This window comes from Pseudomonas sp. YQ_6 (assembly GCF_043103245.1).
GTDB classification, from domain to species: Bacteria; Pseudomonadota; Gammaproteobacteria; order Pseudomonadales; family Pseudomonadaceae; genus Aquipseudomonas; species Aquipseudomonas alloputida.
In genome coordinates, this window is sequence record NZ_JBICJR010000038.1 from 146,714 (window position 1) to 167,914 (window position 21,201).

Annotated in this window: 17 protein-coding genes and 1 pseudogene; 4 read left to right on the top strand and 14 right to left on the bottom strand. The window is 61.9% G+C overall.

The genetic code is table 11. From position 1 onward, the window contains the following. Nucleotides 1–51: 51 nt before the first annotated feature. The gene (locus ACF8FG_RS12465; protein ID WP_081384647.1) at nucleotides 52–1,026 is read left to right on the top strand and encodes an RHS repeat-associated core domain-containing protein; all 975 of its coding nucleotides are present in this window, start codon (nucleotides 52–54) and stop codon (nucleotides 1,024–1,026) included. A 53-nt stretch (nucleotides 1,027–1,079) separates the two neighbouring features. Here the strand turns inward: ACF8FG_RS12465 and fdhA are convergent, their stop codons facing one another. The 7 genes from fdhA to ACF8FG_RS12500 form a co-directional block, all read right to left on the bottom strand. Next, nucleotides 1,080–2,279 (bottom strand): formaldehyde dehydrogenase, glutathione-independent, encoded by a 1,200-nt coding sequence (gene fdhA / locus ACF8FG_RS12470; RefSeq protein WP_011953256.1) that lies wholly within the window; start codon nucleotides 2,277–2,279, stop codon nucleotides 1,080–1,082. A 301-nt stretch (nucleotides 2,280–2,580) separates the two neighbouring features. Continuing rightward, nucleotides 2,581–3,438: a formyltetrahydrofolate deformylase gene (gene purU, locus ACF8FG_RS12475; protein ID WP_003255675.1), complete on the bottom strand. Its 858-nt coding sequence runs from the start codon at nucleotides 3,436–3,438 to the stop codon at nucleotides 2,581–2,583. An 11-nt stretch (nucleotides 3,439–3,449) separates the two neighbouring features. Beyond that, nucleotides 3,450–4,082: a sarcosine oxidase subunit gamma gene (locus tag ACF8FG_RS12480; RefSeq protein WP_014589391.1), complete on the bottom strand. Its 633-nt coding sequence runs from the start codon at nucleotides 4,080–4,082 to the stop codon at nucleotides 3,450–3,452. Nucleotides 4,083–4,251: 169 nt separating this feature from the next. Then, nucleotides 4,252–7,266 (bottom strand): sarcosine oxidase subunit alpha, encoded by a 3,015-nt coding sequence (locus ACF8FG_RS12485; protein ID WP_014589390.1) that lies wholly within the window; start codon nucleotides 7,264–7,266, stop codon nucleotides 4,252–4,254. Then, the gene (locus ACF8FG_RS12490; RefSeq protein WP_010951682.1) at nucleotides 7,263–7,598 is read right to left on the bottom strand and encodes a sarcosine oxidase subunit delta; all 336 of its coding nucleotides are present in this window, start codon (nucleotides 7,596–7,598) and stop codon (nucleotides 7,263–7,265) included. The genes ACF8FG_RS12485 and ACF8FG_RS12490 overlap by 4 nt, the downstream gene beginning before the upstream one ends. Nucleotides 7,599–7,612: 14 nt before the next feature. Continuing rightward, entirely contained in the window at nucleotides 7,613–8,863 is a 1,251-nt protein-coding gene (locus ACF8FG_RS12495; RefSeq protein ID WP_003255680.1) for a sarcosine oxidase subunit beta family protein, read from the bottom strand. Nucleotides 8,864–8,878: 15 nt separating this feature from the next. After that, nucleotides 8,879–10,132 (bottom strand): serine hydroxymethyltransferase, encoded by a 1,254-nt coding sequence (locus tag ACF8FG_RS12500; RefSeq protein WP_003255681.1) that lies wholly within the window; start codon nucleotides 10,130–10,132, stop codon nucleotides 8,879–8,881. Between the two features lie 324 nt (nucleotides 10,133–10,456). Between ACF8FG_RS12500 and ACF8FG_RS12505 the strand changes: the two genes are divergently transcribed. Further along, nucleotides 10,457–11,497, top strand: coding sequence for a low specificity L-threonine aldolase (locus ACF8FG_RS12505; RefSeq protein ID WP_014589389.1), 1,041 nt, complete (start codon nucleotides 10,457–10,459; stop codon nucleotides 11,495–11,497). 32 nt (nucleotides 11,498–11,529) lie between these two features. On the opposite strand, the gene ACF8FG_RS12510 is transcribed toward ACF8FG_RS12505, so the two are convergent. The 4 genes and pseudogenes from ACF8FG_RS12510 to ACF8FG_RS12525 form a co-directional block, all read right to left on the bottom strand. Further along, a complete protein-coding gene (locus tag ACF8FG_RS12510; RefSeq protein ID WP_392518849.1) occupies nucleotides 11,530–12,267 on the bottom strand; it encodes a methyl-accepting chemotaxis protein in 738 nt (245 codons plus the stop codon). 126 nt (nucleotides 12,268–12,393) lie between these two features. After that, nucleotides 12,394–13,467 (bottom strand): annotated as a pseudogene (gene mcpH / locus ACF8FG_RS12515) (methyl-accepting chemotaxis protein McpH); the annotation flags it as partial. 183 nt (nucleotides 13,468–13,650) lie between these two features. After that, nucleotides 13,651–13,953 carry a cell division protein ZapA gene (locus ACF8FG_RS12520; protein WP_003255684.1) on the bottom strand — a complete coding sequence of 101 codons (303 nt, stop codon included), beginning with the start codon at nucleotides 13,951–13,953 and terminating at the stop codon, nucleotides 13,651–13,653. Then, entirely contained in the window at nucleotides 13,950–14,180 is a 231-nt protein-coding gene (locus ACF8FG_RS12525; RefSeq protein WP_003255686.1) for a hypothetical protein, read from the bottom strand. Before ACF8FG_RS12525 ends, ACF8FG_RS12520 begins: the two co-directional genes overlap by 4 nt. A gap of 266 nt (nucleotides 14,181–14,446) precedes the next feature. Here ACF8FG_RS12525 and ACF8FG_RS12530 point away from each other — a divergent pair, with 266 nt between their 5' ends. Continuing rightward, a complete protein-coding gene (locus tag ACF8FG_RS12530) occupies nucleotides 14,447–16,072 on the top strand; it encodes a methyl-accepting chemotaxis protein (RefSeq protein ID WP_003255688.1) in 1,626 nt (541 codons plus the stop codon). A gap of 108 nt (nucleotides 16,073–16,180) precedes the next feature. Here ACF8FG_RS12530 and gbcB read toward each other — a convergent pair whose 3' ends face one another. Next, on the bottom strand, nucleotides 16,181–17,281 hold the full coding sequence (gene gbcB / locus ACF8FG_RS12535; protein ID WP_014589387.1) for a glycine-betaine demethylase subunit GbcB: 1,101 nt from the start codon (nucleotides 17,279–17,281) through the stop codon (nucleotides 16,181–16,183). A 295-nt stretch (nucleotides 17,282–17,576) separates the two neighbouring features. On the opposite strand from gbcB, the gene gbcA reads away from it, so the two are divergent. Beyond that, complete coding sequence (gene gbcA / locus ACF8FG_RS12540; protein ID WP_014589386.1) at nucleotides 17,577–18,869, top strand: glycine-betaine demethylase subunit GbcA; 1,293 nt, start codon at nucleotides 17,577–17,579, stop codon at nucleotides 18,867–18,869. Nucleotides 18,870–18,912: 43 nt separating this feature from the next. Here the strand turns inward: gbcA and ACF8FG_RS12545 are convergent, their stop codons facing one another. Beyond that, nucleotides 18,913–19,800 (bottom strand): RHS repeat-associated core domain-containing protein, encoded by an 888-nt coding sequence (locus ACF8FG_RS12545; protein ID WP_041166823.1) that lies wholly within the window; start codon nucleotides 19,798–19,800, stop codon nucleotides 18,913–18,915. A 622-nt stretch (nucleotides 19,801–20,422) separates the two neighbouring features. Continuing rightward, a complete protein-coding gene (locus tag ACF8FG_RS12550) occupies nucleotides 20,423–21,193 on the bottom strand; it encodes an electron transfer flavoprotein subunit beta (RefSeq protein ID WP_003255694.1) in 771 nt (256 codons plus the stop codon). Between the last annotated feature and the right edge of the window lie 8 nt (nucleotides 21,194–21,201).

Sequence of the window (21,201 nt, forward strand, 5' to 3'; positions counted from 1 at the left end):
GAATGGGTTGCATGCCGCCTTCATTCATCCAGCACGGTAGGGATTTGAATCATGAGCAAAGCATCGAACAGTTCCCTTTTCTTCTATTACGACAACAAGCTCGTAACCGTGAAACACGGGGACCAGCATCGCACCATCTTGCGAAATGCAGAACAACCGCTGGCAGAGCTGAGCACAAGCGACACCCACACCTGCGGCTTGCTGGCCACCGATGACAAAGGCTCGGTGCTGTCGGTGCAACAAGCCGATGAAGACGAGCAGCATACTTATTCGGCGTATGGACACGATCCAGGATTACCTTCCTCGCGTACGCAGCTGGGCTTCAATGGCGAGGTTTTGCTTGCGGCGCCGAACAGCTACCTGCTGGGCAACGGCTATCGGGCCTACCACCCAGCCTTGAGGCGGTTTGGTTCCCCTGACAGCTGGAGCCCCTTTGAAGGTGGTGGCGTAAACGCTTATGCCTATTGCAGCGGGGATCCGATCAACCGCATCGACCCAAGCGGACATGTAGTGGCGCTTGTTCAACCTGCTAGCCAGCAGCTACTCATCCCTAAGCCTAAGCTACCCGCACACATCTTCACCACGCAAAAGTCGCCCATCGTGCGGCGTTATGAGGTCGAACACTATGAAACCGCAAGCAATACCGTCAGCCAGACTGTGGGAACACAGCGCAACAGCAAAACCATGGCCGTCACCTCGACGCGCCGAACGTTGCACACAACCGAGCTTATTGAGGTAGTTGCTGATCCGCACAAGGGACCAGCAACGGTGCATGTCACTCGTACCAGCCTCGATAGCTATCTGGAGGCCAGCAGGGAATTGCATGTCGCCGAAGCGGCGAACGCGCTCGGGGATCCAACGTTCGCAGCGGGTCCGGCTATTATCAACAATCTGCAAAACCGTCGCGAGGGGCTGGTAATGATAGGTGAGCGGTTGGCCCGCAGGGCGGCAGATCCGTCCGACCTGACTGCGTACGATAAAGGCACGTTTCGGGTGAGCAGTGGGGCATCGGCAGTGCGCCGCTAGCCCCACAGCCCCAAAAAAACGCCCCTCTCAGCGAGGGGCATCATGGGCTGCGATCAAGCCGCACCCCACATCTTGTGCGGGTCGATCACAAACTTCTTAGGCACACCCGCATCAAACTCGCCATACCCTTCCGGCGCCTGATCCAGGTTGATCACCTGCACACCCACCACTTCAGCAATGTTGATGCGGTCCCACATGATCGCCTGCATCAGTTGGCGGTTGTATTTCATGGTCGGGGTCTGGCCGGTGTGGAAGCTGTGCGATTTCGCCCAGCCCAGGCCGAAGCGGATGCTCAGCGCGCCGATCTTGGCAGCGGCATCCACCGCGCCTGGGTCTTCGGTTACGTACAGGCCCGGGATACCGATGTTGCCGGCCACGCGGGTCACTTGCATCAGCGAGTTAAGCACGGTGGCCGGGGCCTCGTGCTTGGCACCTTCATGGCCGTGGCCACGGGCCTCGAAGCCTACGGCGTCGACAGCGCAGTCCACTTCCGGCTCGCCGAGGATGTCGACGATCTGCTCGTGCAGCGGGGTGTCCTTGGACAGGTCGACCACTTCGAAGCCTTGCGACTTGGCGTGGGCCAGGCGGGCCGGGTTGAGGTCACCGACGATTACGCAGGCGGCGCCCAGCAGGCGCGCCGAGGCAGCGGCGGCCAGGCCGACCGGGCCGGCACCGGCAACGTAGACAGTGCTGCCTGGGCCTACGCCTGCCGTTACGGCACCGTGGTAGCCGGTGGGCAGGATGTCGGACAGGCAGGTCAGGTCACGGATCTTTTCCATGGCCTTGTCGCGCTCAGGCAGCTTCAGCAGGTTGAAGTCGGCGTATGGCACCAGCACGTATTCGGCCTGGCCACCGGTCCAGTCGCCCATGTCGACGTAGCCGTAGGCACCGCCGGCGCGGGCCGGGTTGACGGTGAGGCAGACACCAGTATGCATCTCTTTGCAGGAACGGCAGCGGCCGCAGGCGACGTTGAACGGTACCGATACCAGGTCGCCGATCTGCATGCGCTCGACGTCGCGGCCCTTCTCGACGATTTCACCGGTGATTTCGTGGCCCAGGACCAGGCCGACCTGGGCAGTGGTGCGGCCACGGACCATGTGCTGGTCAGAACCGCAGATGTTGGTGGAGACCACCTTCAGGATGACGCCGTGTTCGATTTTCTTGCCGCGCGGGTCCTGCATTTTCGGGTAGTCGATGTGTTGCACTTCGACCTTGCCGGCGCCGAGATATACCACTCCACGATTGCCAGACATTGCTTGTACCTCGCTTGATTATTATTTATGCAGCGTTGGTTGAAGCGCCGCCATCCGTGGGCGGCATGTACTACTGGAATGCAGGGAATTGTGGGCCGGATAGGGCCGGACGCACTGACTGGAAGCGACAGGGAGATGCCTTTTAGCGGCAGGGTTGTCGTTGGGGAATATGGGCAAACAGAGGGGCGGCCTGTGCGGGCCTCTTCGCGGCTAAAGCCGCTCCTACGGGGACCGCACCCATCCAAGGGCTGTGCAGTACCTGTAGGAGCGGCTTTAGCCGCGAAGAGGCCGGTACCGGTTATTACAGAACGACAGTCCGGTTGGCGTTCAGGAACACCCGCCGCTCGATGTGATAACCCACCGCGCGCGCCAATGTCAGGCATTCGATATCCCGCCCTTTGGCAATCAGGTCTTCGGGATAGTGGCTGTGATCCACCACCTCGACACCCTGGGCAATGATCGGCCCTTCATCCAGGTCGTTGTTGATGTAGTGCGCCGTGGCACCGACCATTTTCACGCCCTTGTTGTACGCCTGGTGATAAGGCTTGGCGCCCTTGAAACCCGGCAACAGCGAGTGGTGAATATTGATCGCCCAACCATCCAGACGGCGGCAAAGCTCGGGCGACAGTACCTGCATATAGCGGGCAAGAATGACCAGCTCAGCACCAGTCTCCTCGATCACCTGCAGCACCTTGCGCTCTTGCCCAGGCTTGTCCTTAGGGTCGAGGGCGAAGTGGTAATAAGGAATCTTGTGCCAATGCGCCAAGGGTTCGAGGTCCGGGTGGTTCGACACCACCGCGACCACATCCATACCCAGTTGCCCAATACGCTGGCGATACAGCAGGTCATTCAGGCAATGGTCGGCCTTGGACACCATTATCACCACCTTGGGGCGGTGGTTGGGTGCGGTCAGCTCGAAAGCCATGCCGAACGCTTCGCTGCGCTCGGCGAGGCCGGCCCGGAAGCCCGCCTCGTCGAAATCGTCCGGCTGACGGAACTCGACGCGAATGAAGAAGCGTCCCGACTGCCGGTCATCGAAGGAGTGGTGCTCCGTCACGTAGCAGCGTTGCTCGAAGAGGTAACGCGTCACCACGTCGACGGTGCCGAGCATGCTCGGGCAGTCGGCGGTGAGAATCCAGGTATCCGGTGCCCGACTCATGTTCTTGCTCCTTAGGCTTCGATGCTCAGGCCGTATTCGGCAGAAGCGTCCTGCAGCCACAGCCACCAGTAATCGGCGAAGCTGCGGCGAATCACCAGCTCCCAGGTGTCTTCTGCAGTGCGGCGGATCACCAGTTGCGACTTGGCGAACACGGTGCCCACGGCCTTGCCCACCGGGAAGTTGTTTGGGTGAACATCATAGCTGGTGGACTTCATCAGCACGTCGCGCACGTTCGGGCCGCGCAGTTCCAGCAGGCTTTGCCCGCCACTGACATTGACGACCTGAATGTGCTGGCCTTCAAGGGCCGCGCGCAGCTTTTGCTCGACTGCCAGCTCCTGACCGCCGGGCACGATCAGCAACCACTCGTCGGGGCCGACCCATTGCAGCGACATGTCCTTGTTGGCGACCACGGTCAGCGCCACGGGCAGCTCCAGGCCAAGGGCCTTGTGCACGCCGGCGGCGAATTCCGGGTTGTGGCCATCACCGCGCAGGGTGAGGTGGCCGAGGAACTTGCGTTCACGCAGGGTCACGCCTGCGTTCTTGCGGCCTTTGCCTACCAGGCTGGCCAGGTCGGCATGGTGCAGTGGCGACTGGGCTTTGGCCTCGGCGCCGGGGTTTTGCTGGAAGACGTTGATAGCGCTCATTTCTTACCTGCCTTGAATTCTGGATTCGACCACGATGCCTGCGGGAGGCGGCCATCCTGTGGGAGCGGGCATGCCCGCGAATGCGATGTTGAATTCACCGCCCTCTTCGCGGGCACGCCCGCTCCCACAGAGACCTCATTCCACGCCTGACACCGGTTGGACCGGGGCCTTAGACGTTCTGCCGCTCACCCTTCGGATCGAAGAACACCGAAGACACGATTTCCGCCTCGATCACGCTGCCATCCGCCTGCGGCGAGTAGACACGCTCGCCCATGCGCTTGAGGCCGCCTTTGACCACACCCATGGCGAACGAGTAGCCCAGGGAGTTGGACGCGTAGCTGGAGGTGACGTGGCCGACCATGTCCATCGGGATCGGCTGTTTCGGGTCGAACACCAGTTGGGCGCCTTCCGGCAGCCACTGGGTCGGGTCGACCGGCTTCAGGCCCACCAGCTGCTTGCGGTTCTCACGTACGCAGTCTTCGCGGTTCATGCCACGCAGGCCGATCCACGAGAACGGCTTGTTGCGGCCAACGCACCAGCTCATGTTCAGGTCGTCCGGGTTCATCGAACCATCGGTGTCCTGGCCAACGATGATGAAGCCCTTCTCTGCACGCAGTACGTGCATGGTCTCGGTGCCGTACGGGGTCAGGTTGTACTTCTTGCCAGCTTCGATGATCTGTTCCAGCACGCCCATGGCGTAGTTGGCCTGCACGTTCACTTCGTACGACAGCTCGCCGGTGAACGAGATACGGAACACGCGGGCTGGCACGCCACCGACGTTGCCTTCCTTCCAGGTCATGAACGGGAAGGCTTCCTTGTCCATGTCGATGTCGGTCAGCTCGCTCAGCAGCTTGCGGCTGTTAGGGCCGGACAGGGTCATGGTGGCCCAGTGGTCGGTGACCGAAGTGAAGTACACCTTCAGCTCTGGCCATTCGGTCTGGTGATACAGCTCCATCCACTGCAGCACGCGGGCAGCGCCGCCGGTGGTGGTGGTCATGATGAAGTGGTTGTCGCCGACGCAGGCGGTTACGCCGTCGTCGAAGACCATGCCGTCTTCCTTGCACATCAGGCCGTAGCGGGCCTTGCCCACATCGAGCTTGGTCCAGGCGTTGGTGTAGATGCGGTTGAGGAATTCGCGTGCGTCCGGGCCCTGGATGTCGATCTTGCCCAGGGTCGAGGCGTCCAGCAGGCCCACGCTGTCGCGCACGGCCTTGCATTCACGCGTCACGGCAGCATGGATGTCTTCGCCGGCTTTCGGGAAGTACCACGGGCGCTTCCACTGGCCGACGTCTTCGAACTCGGCGCCGTTCTTCACGTGCCAGGCATGCAGGGCAGTGAAGCGCACGGGCTCGAACAGGTGACCACAGTGACGGCCCGCTACCGCGCCGAAAGTGACCGGCGTGTAGTTGGGGCGGAACATGGTGGTGCCCATTTCCGGGATGGTGATGCCGATCGAACGGGCAGCAATGGCCAGGCCGTTGATGTTGCCCAGTTTGCCCTGGTCGGTACCGAAGCCCAGCGCGGTGTAGCGCTTGACGTGCTCGACCGACTCGAAGCCTTCACGGGTGGCCAGCTCGATGCCGGCGGCGGTCACGTCGTTCTGCTGGTCGACGAACTGTTTCGGCCCCTTGGTGCCTTTGTCGTGCGGCACCAGGAACAGTGCCACGGTGGCCTCTTCCTTGCGCGCCACGGTTTTTGGCAGGGTGCCGACAGTGGCCTTGAAACCGGCCTCGGTGGCTGCGCGAACGCCGCCTTCGAAGCCATCGGCAATCACATCGCCCAAGGCATACACGCCGTTGATACCACCGACGCACTCGCGCTTCTGCGGCGCATCGCCCGGCACGAAGCCAAGGATATCGTCACGCCATACCGGGCGACCGCCCAGGTGCGAAGCCAGGTGCACGATCGGGCTGTAACCGCCCGAGGACGCGATCAGGTCGCACTCGAGGATTTCGCCTGGGCTAGTGACTTTGTGCGCCTGCACATCGATCGCTGCCACACGGGCACCCGTGACGTGCTTGCTGCCTTTTGCCTCGATCACGGCGCTAGAGGTGAGGATGCGAATACCTTTGGCACGCGCTTCTTCAACCAGCGAGCCACGTGGGTTGTGGCGGGCGTCGGCGATGGCGACCACTTGCAGGCCTGCGTCGTGCCAGTCCAGCGCGGCGCGATAAGCGTGGTCGTTGTTGGTAGACAGTACCAGCTTGCGACCCGGCGCCACGCCATAGCGGCGAACATAGGTGGAAACAGCACCGGCCAGCATGTTGCCCGGCACGTCGTTGTTGCCATACACCAGCGGGCGCTCGTGGGCGCCAGCAGCCAGTACCACGCGCTTGGCGCGAACGCGGTGCACGCGGTGGCGAACCTGGCCAATCGGGGCGCGGTCGCCGAGGTGGTCGGTGAGGCGCTCGTGAATGGTCAGGAAGTTATGGTCGTGGTAGCCGTTGACCGTGGCACGTGGCAGCAGGGTCACTTCCGGCAGGCCTTCCAGCTCTTTGACCACGGCGTTGACCCAGTCGGCAGCAGGCTTGCCGTCGAGGGTTTCGCGGGTGTCGAGAAGGCTGCCGCCGAACTCTTCCTGCTCGTCAGCCAGGATCACGCGGGCACCGCTGCGCGCAGCGGCCAGTGCGGCAGCCAGGCCAGCAGGGCCGGCGCCGACGATCAGCACGTCGCAGTGCCGGTTCATGTAGTCGTAGCTGTCAGGATCGTTCTGCAGCGGCGCACGGCCCAGGCCGGCGGCTTTACGGATGTACTTCTCGTAAGTCATCCAGAACGATTTGGGGTACATGAAGGTTTTGTAGTAGAAGCCCGGCGGCATCATGCTGCCGCCAACCTTGCCGAGGATGCCCATGACGTCGTTGTTGACGTTCGGCCAGCCGTTGGTGCTGGTGGCGACAAGGCCCGCGTACAGTGCCTGTTGGGTGGCGCGCACGTTGGGGATCTGGGTAGCTTCGCTGGAGCCGATCTGCAGGATGGCGTTCGGCTCTTCGGTACCGGCGGCGATGATGCCGCGCGGGCGCGAGTACTTGAAGCTACGGCCGACAATGTCGACGCCGTTGGCCAGCAACGCGGCGGCCAGGCTGTCACCGGCATAACCCTGGTAGGTTTTGCCGTTGAAGGTGAAGTTCAGGACCTTGCTGCGGTCGATACGGCCGCCGCTGGCGAGGCGATAGGTCTGGCTCATACTTTTTCCCCTTGGCCTTTGACGGTCGACGCGGCGCTGGTGGCTTTGCCGCTGGCGGTCACTTGCGGCTTCTCGCCAATCTTGTAGGTTTCCAGAATTTCGTAGGTCACGGTGTCACGGGTGACGTTGAAGTACTGGCGGCAGCCGGCAACGTGGTCCCACAGTTCATGGTGAATACCGCGCGGGTTGTCACGGTAGAACATGTAGGTACCCCACTCTTCGTCGGAGCAGGCGTTAGGGTCCAGCGGGCGGGCGATGTGCGCCTGGCCAGAGGCGTGGAACTCTTCTTCGGAGCGCAGCTCGCCGCAGTGGGGACAGAAAATATGCAACATGACGGTGTCTCCGGTTAGTGGGCGACGGCGGCGGCGCCGTGTTCGTCGATCAGTGCGCCGTTGTAGAAACGGTCCATGGAGAACGGCGCGGCCAGTGGGTGCATTTCGCCCTTGGCCAGGCTCGCGGCAAAGACGTTGCCCGAGCCCGGGGTCGCCTTGAAGCCGCCAGTACCCCAACCGCAGTTGAAGAACATGTTCTTGACCGGGGTTTTGGTGATGATCGGGCAGGCGTCCGGCGAGGTGTCTACGATGCCGCCCCACTGGCGGTTCATGCGAACACGCGACAGGTTGGGGAACATCTCGACGATGGCCTGCAGGGTGTGCTCGATCACCGGGTACGAACCGCGCTGGCCGTAGCCGACCCAGCCGTCGATACCGGCACCGATCACCAGGTCGCCCTTGTCGGACTGGCTGATGTAGCCGTGTACGGCGTTGGACATGATCACGCTGTCGATGATCGGCTTGATCGGCTCGGATACCAGCGCTTGCAGCGGGTGCGATTCCAGCGGCAGGCGGAAGCCGGCCAGCTTGGCCATGTGCCCGGAGTTACCGGCGGTGACCACGCCGACGCGCTTGGCGCCGATGAAGCCCTTGTTGGTTTCCACACCGATGACCGCGCCGTTTTCCTTGCGGAAGCCGATCACTTCGGTTTGCTGGATCAGGTCGACGCCCAAGGCGTCGGCAGCGCGGGCGAAGCCCCAGGCCACGGCATCGTGACGGGCAACGCCGCCACGGCGCTGTACGGTGGCGCCGAGGATCGGGTAGCGGGTGTTCTTCGAGCAGTCCAGGTACGGGATTTCGGCCGCAACCTGGGCAGTGTTCAGCAGCTCGCCATCCACGCCGTTGAGGCGGTTGGCGCTGACCCGACGCTCGGAGTCACGCATGTCCTGCAGGGTGTGGCACAGGTTGTAAACACCGCGCTGGGAGAACATCACGTTGTAGTTGAGGTCCTGGGACAGGCCCTCCCACAGCTTCATGGCGTGCTCGTACAGGTGCGCCGACTCGTCCCACAGGTAGTTGGAACGCACGATGGTGGTGTTACGGGCGGTGTTGCCGCCGCCCAGGTAGCCCTTCTCGATCACGGCAACGTTGGTGATGCCGTGCTCTTTGGCCAGGTAGTAGGCCGTGGCCAGGCCATGGCCGCCACCGCCGACAATGACCACGTCGTAAACCTTTTTAGGGGTTGGCGTGCGCCACATGCGCTGCCAGTTTTCGTGGTGGCTGAGGGAGTGCTTGAAAAGGCCGAAGCCCGAGTAACGTTGCATGGTGTGTGACTCCACTCAGCGGTAGACAGGGAAATCTGCGCACAGGGCCGCGACGTTCTTCGCCACATCGGCTTCGACGTCTGCGTCACCGAGGTTGTCGAGGATGTCGCAAATCCAGCCAGCCAAGGCCACGCACTGAGCGACCTTGAAGCCGCGGGTGGTGACGGCCGGAGTGCCGATACGCAGGCCCGAAGTGACGAACGGCGACTGCGGGTCGTTCGGCACGGCGTTCTTGTTGACGGTGATATGCGCACGACCCAGGGCGGCGTCGGCGTCTTTGCCAGTCAGGCCCTGACGGATCAGGCTGACCAGGAACAGGTGGTTGTCGGTGCCACCGGAAACCACATCGTAGCCACGGTCGATGAACACCTGGGCCATGGCCTGGGCGTTCTCGATCACTTGCTGCTGGTATGCCTTGAATCCAGGCTCCAGCGCTTCCTTGAAGCACACCGCCTTGGCAGCGATCACGTGCATCAGCGGGCCACCCTGGGCACCCGGGAATACAGCGGCGTTCAGCTTTTTCTCGATCTCTTCGTTCGACTTGGCCAGGATCAGGCCGCCACGCGGACCGCGCAGGGTCTTGTGGGTAGTGGTGGTGACCACGTCGGCGAACGGGATCGGGTTCGGGTACAGGCCAGCGGCAACCAGGCCGGCAACGTGGGCCATGTCGACGAACAGCAGTGCGCCCACCTTGTCGGCGATGGCGCGGAAGCGTGGGAAGTCGAGGGTCTTGGAGTAGGCCGAGAAACCGGCAACGATCATTTTCGGCTTGTGCTCGACCGCCAGGCGCTCGACTTCGTCATAGTCGATCAGGCCGGTGTTGGTGTCGATGCCGTACTGGACTGCGTTGTACAGTTTGCCCGAGGACGACACTTTGGCGCCGTGGGTCAGGTGGCCACCGTGGGCCAGGCTCATGCCCAGGATGGTGTCACCGGCTTGCAGCAGGGCCAGGTAGACCGCGCCGTTGGCCGACGAGCCGGAGTGCGGCTGGACGTTTGCGTAGTCGGCACCGAACAGCTGCTTGGCGCGCTCGATGGCCAGGGCTTCTACCTTGTCTACGTGCTCGCAGCCACCGTAGTAACGCTTGCCAGGGTAGCCTTCGGCGTACTTGTTGGTCAGGCCGCTGCCTTGGGCCTGCATGACGCGCTTGCTGGTGTAGTTCTCCGAGGCGATCAGCTCGATGTGATCTTCCTGGCGCTGTTCTTCGGCATTCATCGCCGCCAGCAGTGCATCGTCGTAACCCTGGATCTGGTCTTGCTTGCTGAACATTGTGTATCTCCCGGCAGCGATCGTTTTTTGTCGTGGGGCACTGTGGCCCTTTGTGGCGATGTTATGACTGGCGGGGTCAGGTCAGATGCCTGCGCACGCCTTGCAATGGCGCGTTTACGACATTCTCTTTGTGCCGCCCATGCGGGCCACTTCGCGGGCGCGCCCGCTCCCACAGTGATTGGCGTTTGCAGGACCATTGTGGGAACGGGCGTGCCCGCGAAGAGGCCGGCACAGTAATGAACAGAAATCGCTGCACGGGTTGTATAGGCAAGTGCTGAATCGATGGTTTAGAGTGCTGATCTGCGTCGTTCACAGGACCGTGCCATGACAGACAAGAGCCAACAATTCGCCAGCGACAATTATTCCGGCATCTGCCCCGAAGCCTGGGCGGCGATGGAGAAAGCCAACCGCGGCCACGACCGCGCCTACGGCGACGACCAGTGGACCGAGCGTGCATCGGAGTACTTCCGCAATCTGTTCGAAACCGACTGCGAAGTGTTCTTCGCCTTCAACGGCACCGCGGCCAACTCCCTGGCCCTGGCATCGCTGTGCCAGAGCTATCACAGCGTGATCTGCTCCGAGACCGCCCACGTCGAAACCGACGAATGCGGTGCACCGGAGTTTTTCTCCAACGGCTCCAAGCTGCTGACCGCGGCCAGCGTCAACGGCAAGCTGACGCCACAGTCGATCCGCGAAGTGGCGCTCAAACGCCAGGATATCCACTACCCCAAGCCGCGCGTGGTGACCATTACCCAGGCTACCGAAGTGGGCACGGTGTACCGCCCCGACGAGCTGAAGGCGATCAGCGCCACCTGCAAGGAGCTGGGCCTGAACCTGCACATGGACGGCGCACGCTTTACCAATGCCTGTGCGTTCCTGGGCTGCAGCCCGGCAGAACTGACCTGGAAGGCCGGTGTGGATGTGCTGTGCTTTGGCGGCACCAAGAACGGCATGGCGGTGGGCGAGGCGATTCTGTTCTTCAACCGCCAGCTGGCCGAAGACTTCGATTATCGCTGCAAGCAGGCCGGGCAACTGGCGTCGAAAATGCGCTTTCTGTCGGCGCCATGGGTCGGGCTGCTGGAAGATGGCGCCTGGTTACGCCATGGCAACCACGCCAATCATTGCGCGCAACTGCTGGCATCGCTGGTCAGTGACCTGCCGGGAGTAGAGCTGATGTTCCCGGTGGAGGCCAACGGGGTGTTCCTGCAAATGCCAGAGCACGCCATCGAGGCGCTGCGGGGCAAGGGCTGGCGCTTCTATACCTTTATCGGCAGCGGTGGCGCGCGCTTCATGTGCTCTTGGGATACCGAAGAAGCGCGGGTGCGTGAGCTGGCGGCGGATATCCGCACGATCATTGGGGGCTGAGCGAGTGCCGGGCCGCCTTGCGGCCCGGCGATCTAGAGCCTGAACCCACCCATCTGCCGCGCCAGGTCATCAGCCAACCCACGCAACGCCTGGCACTCCTCTCGGCACCCTCGAACCTCCGCCGCCGTCTCACGCGCCAAATCGGAAATCCCCTGCACCGTGCGGTTGATTTCCTCGGTCACCGCCGACTGCTCCTCGGTAGCCGTGGCCACCTGATGGTTCATGTCGCTGATGTGCTCCACCTGGTCAGTAATCGCGCTCAGCGATGCCCCGGTGCGCTGGCTCGACTCCACGCCACTGCCGGTCGCCTGCTGCCCTGCCTGCATTGAACACACCGCCGAACCTGCACCCAGCTTCAGGCGCTGGATCATCTGCTGCACTTCATCGGTGGACAGTTGTGTGCGCCGGGCCAGCGTACGTACTTCATCGGCCACCACAGCAAACCCGCGCCCCATCTCCCCTGCCCGCGCGGCCTCGATGGCAGCGTTCAGCGCGAGCAGGTTGGTTTGCTCGGAAATGCTGCGGATTACCGCGAGCACTTCATCGACCGAGGCGACTTCGTCGGCCAGCTGGCTGACCGCATCGGCCGCCTTGCCAATGTCGCCCGACATGCCCTCGATGCCACGAATGGATCGTTGCACCACCTCGCGGGCCTGCAACGCCTCGTCTCGTGCCGACTGGGACGCCTGGGCCGCATCGCCGGCATTGCGGGCGATGTCCTGCACGGTCAGGCCCATCTCGTGTACAGCAGTGGCGACCATCTCGGTCATCTCCTGCTGGCGCCCTGAACGCTCGGCGGTGTTGTCCACCACCTGGGTTACCTGCTCCACGGCCCGCCGCAGCCGCTCGGAGGTACTCAACACCTCGCCGATCAGGCTGCGTTGGCTGTCCAGAAAGCGGTTGAAACCACGTGCCAGGTCACCCAGCTCATCCTGACGCGTATCGTCCAGCCGATGGCTGAGATCACCCGCCCCACCGCCAATCTGAACCAATGCGGCGGTAACGCGGCGGATCGGCCGCACCAGGCCACGCGCCAGCAGTACCACCAACAGCAGTGACACCAACGCTACGGCGCCACCGATCAGGCTGGTCAGCCAGACGGCCTGATGCATTTGCGCGTAAATTTCTGACTCTGGCACTTCGGCCACAAGGGTCCAGTTGAGGTCGCGCAGCGGCAGGCCGAGCGCCAGGTAGCGCTCACCGTCACGGCTAAAGCGGCTGCTACGCAGGCTCTCGTCTCCGGTCATGACGCCTTTGGCTGCGTCCGCGCCAAGCTGCTCGGCAAGCTGGCGCTTGCCACTGAAAGCAGCATCGGGATGCACCTGGATCAGGCCATCGTTGCGCACCAGGAATACCTTGCCGTGCTCGCCAAAGCTGAAGTCGTGGATCAGCTTCGATAACTCGGTCATGCGCAAGCCCATGCCGGCCACACCCACCAGCTTGCCTTCCTTTTCCACGCGATAGTCGATGAACAGAGCCAGTTCGCCGGTGGCACCATCGATGTCGATGTTGATGAACCGTTCGGCGCCGCTGTCGATGTAACCGTAAAACCACTTGTCCTTGGGGTTGCTGCGGCTGAGGGTGCGGTCCAGGCCGTTCTCGTTGTAGTAGTGGCCGGTTTCAGTCGAGGCAAACAGCGTAGTAAAGGCGTGGTTGCGTTGTTTGGCGGCGGTCAGGTATTCGATGAATTGGGGTACCTGTGCGGGATCTTCACCGGCAGCAAGCCAGTCGCGCAGCAGGGTGTTACCGGCAATGTCCGCGGCAGCGACCAACGGTTGGCCCAGCATGCGCTCGATGTCGTTGCGGATAGCCTCGATGCTGGCTGGCAGGGCAGTGTCGACCAGGTAGCGGTCGGTGAGGCGATTGAGCGCCACGGTGAAGATAATGACCACCACCAGGATGCTCGCCAGCAGGGCAGCGCCCATGCTGGTGATCAATTGCAACTGGATGCTCTTACGCCAGATACGCATGCCCCTACTCCCCGCACATTATTGTTTTGCGGAAAGTGTATACACTTGCGTATCCAGTTAATCCAGTGATCTGAAGCAATCAGATGCACCGTGTAGGAGCGGGTTTACCCGCGAATGCGGTGTTCAAGCCACTGACGCATTCGCGGGTGAACCCGCTCCTACGGGGGGGGGCGGTGTAAGGCCTTATTGCTCAGCGATGGTCCGCACGATGGCATCCACCGTGGCGTCGATCTGCGCTTGAGTTCGCGCAAGGGTCTGCTGATGCTCTTTCTGCAGTTCGACCTGTTTGGAGCACAGGTTAAGGGCAGCCAGCACCAGCAGTTTGTCACCGATCAAGGTCGGGTACTGACGCTTGGTCTCGTTAAGGGCTTTGTTGAGCATCCGTACCGCCTGGGCCAGGGTTTCTTCCTGGCCTTCGGGCGCCTTGATCGAATAGTCGATGCCGAGGATCGACACGACATTGATCGGCTGCTCCTGCAGTCTCATGCGCCAACAACGCCCGCGCTGGCACGCTCGACCAAGGCCTGGATGCGTGCTGCGGTAGCGCCGTTCTTCTCTTCCTGCTCCATCAGCGACAGCTGCAGGGTTTCGTTCTCTTCCTTGGCCTGGGCCAGTTCCTGGCCAAGGGCGGTGTTCTGCTCGATGAGTTGAGCGTTTTTCTGCATCAGGTCGCTGACCAGTTGCTCGATTTGATTCAGGGAAGCTTCCAGCATGGGTCTATCTCAGGTTGTTGCGAGGGGCACACACGATAAAGAAAAGTGCGCCTTATCGCCATTAAATATCGGATTCATAAGGTGTCGAACCCGCAGATTGACAGGGTAATCGACCCCTTGTTCCGACCTGGATCAACCGCCGGTCAGGAAAAGGTCAGCGGTTGCACCATTTTCCCCGAACGCATTCAAGACTGGCCAGTCACGACCGATAGCCCGGCAAGTCATATTTTGTCGCTCTTTTCCCACTTGCCTGGATCCTCCTCTCCATGTCCCTACGCAACATGAATATCGCCCCGCGCGCGCTTCTCGGCTTCGCGCTCATCGGCCTGCTGATGCTCGGCCTTGGTATCTTCTCCCTGGTGCAGATGGGCAACATCCGCCAGGCGGGCGTTGCCATCGAGCAAGTCAGCGTGCCCAGCATCAAGATCCTCGACGAACTCACCGCGCTGAACCTGCGCATGCGCACGCTTTCCTACCGCCTGCTGCTCAACCGCGAGCCGGCAACCCAACGCGATACCCTCGATCTGCTGGACCAGCGCAACAGCCAGATCGACCGGGCACGCCAGGCCTACCTGCCAATGATCGTCGCCGCCGACGAACAGGCAGCATTCGACCAGTACGGTCAGTTGCTCAACCAGTACCGCCAGTTGGAATCGCGCATGCGCACACTGAGCCAGGCCGACCGCCTGGATGAATTGCGTGACCTGCTCAACCGCGACCTGCTGGCCAACTCCGAGCAGATCAACAAGGTCATGGACACCTTGGTACGCATCAACACTGACCAGACTCGCGCCACCAACGAAAAAGCCGCCAACCAGTATGCCGGCGCTTTCGCTCTGGTGATCGGCCTGCTGGTTGCCGCCACCGTACTGACCTTCGCCTGTGCTTTCCTGCTGACCCGCAGTATCGTCAAGCCGATCGAAGAAGCACTCAAATGCGCCGAGCAAGTCGCCGACGGCGACCTGACCCACGTCATCCGCGCAGAGGGCACCGACGAAGCCGCCCGGCTGTTGCGCGCCATGGCGCGCATGCAGGACAAGCTGCGCGACACCTTGCAGCAGATCGCCGGCTCCGCCACCCAGCTGGCCTCAGCGGCAGAAGAGTTGAATGCCGTCACCGACGAAAGTGCCCGTGGCCTGCAGCAGCAGAACAATGAGATTGAACAGGCCGCCACTGCAGTCACCGAAATGACCAGTGCGGTGGAAGAAGTGGCGCGCAATGCCGTGAGCACTTCCGAAGCCTCCAGTGAAGCCAGCCGCTCCACCGGTGATGGTCGTGACCTGGTGATGGAAACCGTTGGTGCGATCGAGCGCATGAGTGGTGATGTGCAGGCCACCGCCAAGCTGATTACCCACCTGGCAGAACAGTCGCGCGACATTGGCAAGGTGCTCGACGTGATCCGTGGCCTGGCCGACCAGACCAACCTGCTGGCGCTCAACGCAGCCATCGAAGCCGCGCGGGCCGGTGAAGCGGGCCGTGGTTTTGCCGTGGTCGCCGATGAAGTGCGGGCATTGGCCCATCGTACACAACAGTCGACCAGCGAAATCGAGCGCATGATCGGCAGCATCCAGGGCGGTACGGAAGAGGCGGTAGAATCGATGCGCACCAGCACCGAGCGTGCGGAGTCGACACTGAACATCGCCCGTGGCGCGGGCATGGCACTGGACACCATCGCCGGCGCGGTGGCGCAGATCAACGAGCGCAACCTGGTGATTGCCAGTGCGGCCGAAGAGCAGGCCCAGGTAGCGCGGGAAGTGGACCGCAACCTGGTGAACATCAATGACCTGTCGGTGCAGAGTGCTACCGGGGCGCATCAGACCAGCGCGGCGAGTGCCGAGCTGTCGCGCCTGGCGGTAGACCTCAATGGCCTGGTAGCCCGGTTCCGCACCTAGAAGCATTCGCGGGCACGCCCGCTCCCACAAGGTTCACCGCAGTCCTGAAGATAGCGATGACCCTGTGGGAGCGGGCGTGCCCGCGAAGAATCCAGACTGGCCACTGGATCAGTAATCGATCCGCACATCCCCTTTCGGCACGCTGCAGCACGACAGGATGTAGCCCTCGGCTTCGTCCTCTTCGGTAATCCCGCCGTTGTGCTCCATCTCCACCTCGCCGCCCAGCTTGAGCACCTTGCAGGTGCCGCAGATGCCCATGCCGCAGGCTTTCGGGATCATCAGACCAACCTTGGCTGCCGCCGCATGCACGGTCTCGCCCGGGGCGATGCGGATGCTCTTCTCGCTGCCGATGAACTCCACCAGATTGAGGTCGGAAACGTCCAGCTCAGGTGCATCGGCCGCCTGCTCGGCGTGCTCCACGGCATCGGCCTTGGCTTCCGCCGGCGTCGCGCCGAACGACTCCTCGTGGTAATTCGCCATGTCGAAGCCGACCGCTTCGAGCAGGCGCTTGACCGCTGTCATGTACGGCGTCGGGCCGCAGCAGAACACCACGCGCTCCATGTAGTCCGGCGCGATCAGTTCCATCAGCCGCTGGTTCAGGTAACCGCGGTAACCTGCCCACGGCTCGCCCAGGCCATGCTTTTCGCAAATGATGTGCAGGCTGAAGTTGGGGATGCGCGAAGCCATCTGCTCCAGCTCGCGGTGATAGATGATGTCCTTCGGCGAACGGGCGCTGTGCACGAACACCATGTCGACATTGGCGTTGGTGTCGTAGAACCAGCGCGCCATCGACATCACCGGGGTAATGCCCACGCCACCCGACAGGTACAGCACCTTGCCCGACGGGAAGTCGATGGCGTTGAAAAGGCCCACAGGGCCGTGCACCGGCAGCTCGAGGCCTTCGTGCATGGTGTCGTGCAGGAAGTTGGAGACCAAGCCGCCCGGCACGCGCTTGACGGTGATAGAGAAGCTGTAGGGCACTGACGGCGAACTGGAGATGGTGTAGGACCGCATCACGGGCTTGCCTTCGATCTCCAGCTCCAGGGTGACGAACTGCCCTGGCTTGAAGAAGAACATGATCGGCTGGTCGGCCATGAAGCAGAAGGTGCGCACGTCCCAGGTCTCCTGGATGACCTTGACGCAGCGCACGATGTGGCGGCCGTTGGCCCAGGTCTGGGTAGTGACCGGATTGAGGAAGGTATCGGACATGTTCATCTCCAGCGGCCGACTATGGCCCTTTTCATGGCTGCGATAATGCGCAAGCTGAAGGCGACGCACATTCCTGCCTGCGACATCGACGTGCTTATCGCGACCAGCCCCGTGGCACAAGGGCTGGCGCGTCGTTATTCAAATCGGCCATGTCGCCCATGGATACGGTTCGCGGCGTCTTCGGACGCACACTCCACGGCAAAAGAACTAGCTGTTTTATCTGAAGCAGCCTTGCGGCACCACAACAACGATTAGCCACCTTTTGCCGGCCGCATACGGCCCCGAGGAATACACGATGGACGTCACCGCAACCCTGAGCCTGGGCGATCCACTTGAACCTGCACGCAAGGCTACCGCCGAGATGCTGCAGACCCGCGAGCGCACCTACTCGCTGCCCCAGCCTTTCTACACCGACGAGCGTCTGTTCCAGATCGACATGCAGGAGATCTTCCATAAAGAATGGTTGATCGCCGGCATGACCTGCGAGATCCCGGCCAAGGGCAACTACATCACCCTGCAGATCGGCAAGAACCCGATCATTGTGGTGCGCGGTGCCGAAGGCAAGGTGCATGCCTTCCACAACGTCTGCCGCCACCGCGGCTCGCGCCTGTGCGTCAGCGAGAAAGGCAAGGTGGCCAAACTGGTGTGCCCATATCACCAGTGGACTTACGAGCTGGACGGCCGCCTGCTGTTCGCCGGCACAGAGATGGGTGCTGACTTCGATATGAACCAGTACGGCCTCAAGCCCGTGAACGTGAAGGTTGCCGGCGGCTACATCTTCATCAGCCTGGCGGAAAACCCGCCTGCCATCGACGAGTTCCTGGCCACGCTGGACCATTACATGGAACCGTACGACATGGAGAACACCAAGGTGGCGGTGCAAACCACCTTGATGGAAAAGGCCAACTGGAAACTGGTGCTGGAAAACAACCGCGAGTGCTACCACTGCAACGGTTCGCACCCGGAACTGCTGCAAACCCTGTTGGAGTGGGACGACACCAACGACCCGCGCGCCAGCCAGGAATTCAAGGACCACGTGGCCGCCTCCGCCGCTGCCTGGGAAGCCGAGAAGATCCCGTACCTGCACAAGAGCCACGGCCTGCGTAACCGCATCGTGCGCATGCCGCTGCTCAAGGGCACCGTGTCGATGACCATGGACGGCAAGCAGGCCTGCCAGAAGCTGATGGGTCGCATCAAGAACCCGGACCTTGGCTCGATGCGCATCCTGCACCTGCCGCACTCGTGGAACCACTGCATGGGCGACCACATGATCGTGTTCACCGTGTGGCCGATCAGCGCCCAGGAGACCATGGTCACCACCAAGTGGCTGGTGCACAAGGATGCCGTCGAAGGTGTGGACTACAACCCCGAGAACATGCGCAAGGTGTGGGACGCCACCAACGACCAGGACCGCCGTCTGGCGGAAGAGAATCAGCGTGGGATCAACTCCACGGCGTACCAGCCTGGCCCGTATTCGAAGACTTACGAGTTTGGTGTGGTGAACTTCATTGACTGGTACAGCGGGCGGCTACTGAACAACCTGGGAGCAGAGCCTGCGCCGTATCTGAAGGAAGTGCAGGCGCAGTAACCCGTACCACCCACTGGCACGGCAAATTGCCGTGCCAGTGGGTTTATGGTCGCCTTATGTCCCGATTCGGAGACTGAGGCGGCGCACTGGGTTCAGTACCCCAGCGACGCCACGCATCCGCAGCTGCTCGACCTGCCGAAGCGATCCTGGCCCCTAGTGCCATGCTTCTGCCCCACACGTACGAAGCCCCTTCGAAAACCATCCGCACACCGGTGACTTCATAGACCGTCTCCCAGGCTACCCTTACCCCCGACACTCCGGGCTGTCCTACCCCCCTCCATACAGCCTGTGCCGCCTCGGCGTTGGAGAACAAGCCACCGCTGATGTTCCCAATTGCGTTGCCCAGCCCCAGGCGACGGCCGTGACTGGTCAGTACATTACCAATCCACCCTTGTTCGACTCCGCTCATTGCGGTGCCTGCAACCCCCATTACTCCTGTGTAGAAAAGGCTAGTATTACCAATCCGGGATCTTAGGCTCGGCGCGGTATATTCCGCACCGGAATGCTGGCTTTGCAGGTCGGCGACCACGTTTCTGGCCGTTCGTGCGACAGCCCCGCCCAGCGTCACCGAACTTGAAAACATGCTTATGCCACTGATCGCCGGGCTAATCACGTCGACCCGGTTGCGGGCGGAGGTGACCGGGTAAGCGCCACTGGGGTCGACCCGGTTGATCGGGTCGCCATTACAATAGGCATAGGCATTCAGCCCACCATCTGAGAAAGGGCTGAGTGAGTCGGCAGAGTGAAAGCGCATCAGCACAGGGTTGTAGGTTCGCCGGCCGTTGCCCAGGTGATAGCAACCCGTCAGGCGATCGACCATCTGCCCGGCGAAGGCAATATTCCTTGCACCAGCATAGGCCCCGTATGCTGAATACGACCTTGGAATCCCGCCCATATGGGTAGGGATAACGGGTTGCAGCATGCCATGCATGATGAACGCTCAGCCGATAGTGATCGCTCATTCTACTCGCCTGAAACAGGACTGCTAACTGATAGAAATGATAGGTTCTTGGTACTTATTCACAGGTTTTGACTTGGGTGATCCTGAGTTTTTACCTGCACTCACCAAGAACGTATGCCAGAGCAGTGTTAGAGCCCGATTGGCTGTTTTCTGATCAAAGCATTCGAAGACAGGAACGGCGGGGCCTACAGCCGCTCTCAAACAGATTATCCACAGAGCGGCTAACAGAGATTGTGGGAAAGCCCCGACAAGAACCAGCATTGACCGCCTCAGGCGAAGCCGACGGAAGCTGATCATTTTATGATCTAAACCGTGTAAGCGCCGTTATATAAGGCTCCTAGCCATGCACCAACAATTTATCCACACCTTGGCGAACAGATTCCGTGGGCAAAACGGAGCGTACCTGACAGTTCGTCCAGTTTGCTGGAATCCAGGCATGTGACGGGGGAAATGAATAACTTATGCACAGGGAACTGGGCTATGGATTGTGTCGCAGGGGCCGCAGCGCGGCCCCAGGATCTGGATTCTGCCTCAGGATTGTCAGGGGGCTGCCAAGCGGCCCATCGCGTCACACAGGCCGCCCCCACGGGACTCAGCGCAATACGCCCTCTTCCACCAGCAACTTGAGGATCGCCTCAGCGCCTTCCTGCGGCGAAACGTCCTTCAGCACCTTGCCACCACCGCCACTGGCCTTGGCCGTCGCGGCCTTCATGCGGTCGGCGCCACTCTTGGCCTTGATCACCTTCAAGCGCTTGGGCCTTGGACGGGCCGGTTGCAGCTCGGCTTCAGCCAACAGCTCATCTTCGACAATGGCCACGTTACGCGCCGCCAATACCCCCCGACGCGCAGGCCCAAAAGCACTCTGGCGCGGCTTGGGCGCAGCGTTATCCACAGTCGCCAGCAATGGCAGACGCACCTTCAAGCGACGCCGCTGACCACGCGGCAGAGCCTGCAACACCTGCGCGGTGCCGTTGTCGATCGACTCCACCTCAGCCAACCCGACAATCAGCGGCCAGCCGAGCTTTTCGGCCAGCAGGAACGGCAACATGCCCGACCCCTCGCCAGTCTCGGCCTGGCTGCCAGTCAGCACCAGTTGGGCCCCGGCGTCGCGCAGATAATCGCCCAGCACGCCCAGCACATCGGCCCCGGCCGGTTGCTCCAGCACATCGAGGTGGTCCAGGCCCATGCCCAGGTAAGCGCGCAAGGCCTCTTCCTGTGGATCGCCCGCATGCACCACCTGCAAGTTATCCCCAGCCAGCTGCAAACCCAGCTCCACGGCACGGGCATCCTGCTCGGCGCGGCGGGCGCGGCCAGAGCTGGGGTGGGCACCAATGGAAACCAGGCTGATCACTTTCGTACTCATGCTCGTGC

What these genes read in the sequence shown, in the direction of transcription:
- ACF8FG_RS12465 (WP_081384647.1), top strand. Translation starts at nt 52, where the DNA reads ATGAGCAAAGCATCGAACAGTTCCCTTTTCTTCTATTACGACAACAAG.
- fdhA (WP_011953256.1), bottom strand. Translation starts at nt 2,279, where the DNA reads ATGTCTGGCAATCGTGGAGTGGTATATCTCGGCGCCGGCAAGGTCGAA.
- purU (WP_003255675.1), bottom strand. Translation starts at nt 3,438, where the DNA reads ATGAGTCGGGCACCGGATACCTGGATTCTCACCGCCGACTGCCCGAGC.
- ACF8FG_RS12480 (WP_014589391.1), bottom strand. Translation starts at nt 4,082, where the DNA reads ATGAGCGCTATCAACGTCTTCCAGCAAAACCCCGGCGCCGAGGCCAAA.
- ACF8FG_RS12485 (WP_014589390.1), bottom strand. Translation starts at nt 7,266, where the DNA reads ATGAGCCAGACCTATCGCCTCGCCAGCGGCGGCCGTATCGACCGCAGC.
- ACF8FG_RS12490 (WP_010951682.1), bottom strand. Translation starts at nt 7,598, where the DNA reads ATGTTGCATATTTTCTGTCCCCACTGCGGCGAGCTGCGCTCCGAAGAA.
- ACF8FG_RS12495 (WP_003255680.1), bottom strand. Translation starts at nt 8,863, where the DNA reads ATGCAACGTTACTCGGGCTTCGGCCTTTTCAAGCACTCCCTCAGCCAC.
- ACF8FG_RS12500 (WP_003255681.1), bottom strand. Translation starts at nt 10,132, where the DNA reads ATGTTCAGCAAGCAAGACCAGATCCAGGGTTACGACGATGCACTGCTG.
- ACF8FG_RS12505 (WP_014589389.1), top strand. Translation starts at nt 10,457, where the DNA reads ATGACAGACAAGAGCCAACAATTCGCCAGCGACAATTATTCCGGCATC.
- ACF8FG_RS12510 (WP_392518849.1), bottom strand. Translation starts at nt 12,267, where the DNA reads ATGACCGAGATGGTCGCCACTGCTGTACACGAGATGGGCCTGACCGTG.
- ACF8FG_RS12520 (WP_003255684.1), bottom strand. Translation starts at nt 13,953, where the DNA reads ATGAGACTGCAGGAGCAGCCGATCAATGTCGTGTCGATCCTCGGCATC.
- ACF8FG_RS12525 (WP_003255686.1), bottom strand. Translation starts at nt 14,180, where the DNA reads ATGCTGGAAGCTTCCCTGAATCAAATCGAGCAACTGGTCAGCGACCTG.
- ACF8FG_RS12530 (WP_003255688.1), top strand. Translation starts at nt 14,447, where the DNA reads ATGTCCCTACGCAACATGAATATCGCCCCGCGCGCGCTTCTCGGCTTC.
- gbcB (WP_014589387.1), bottom strand. Translation starts at nt 17,281, where the DNA reads ATGTCCGATACCTTCCTCAATCCGGTCACTACCCAGACCTGGGCCAAC.
- gbcA (WP_014589386.1), top strand. Translation starts at nt 17,577, where the DNA reads ATGGACGTCACCGCAACCCTGAGCCTGGGCGATCCACTTGAACCTGCA.
- ACF8FG_RS12545 (WP_041166823.1), bottom strand. Translation starts at nt 19,800, where the DNA reads ATGCATGGCATGCTGCAACCCGTTATCCCTACCCATATGGGCGGGATT.
- ACF8FG_RS12550 (WP_003255694.1), bottom strand. Translation starts at nt 21,193, where the DNA reads ATGAGTACGAAAGTGATCAGCCTGGTTTCCATTGGTGCCCACCCCAGC.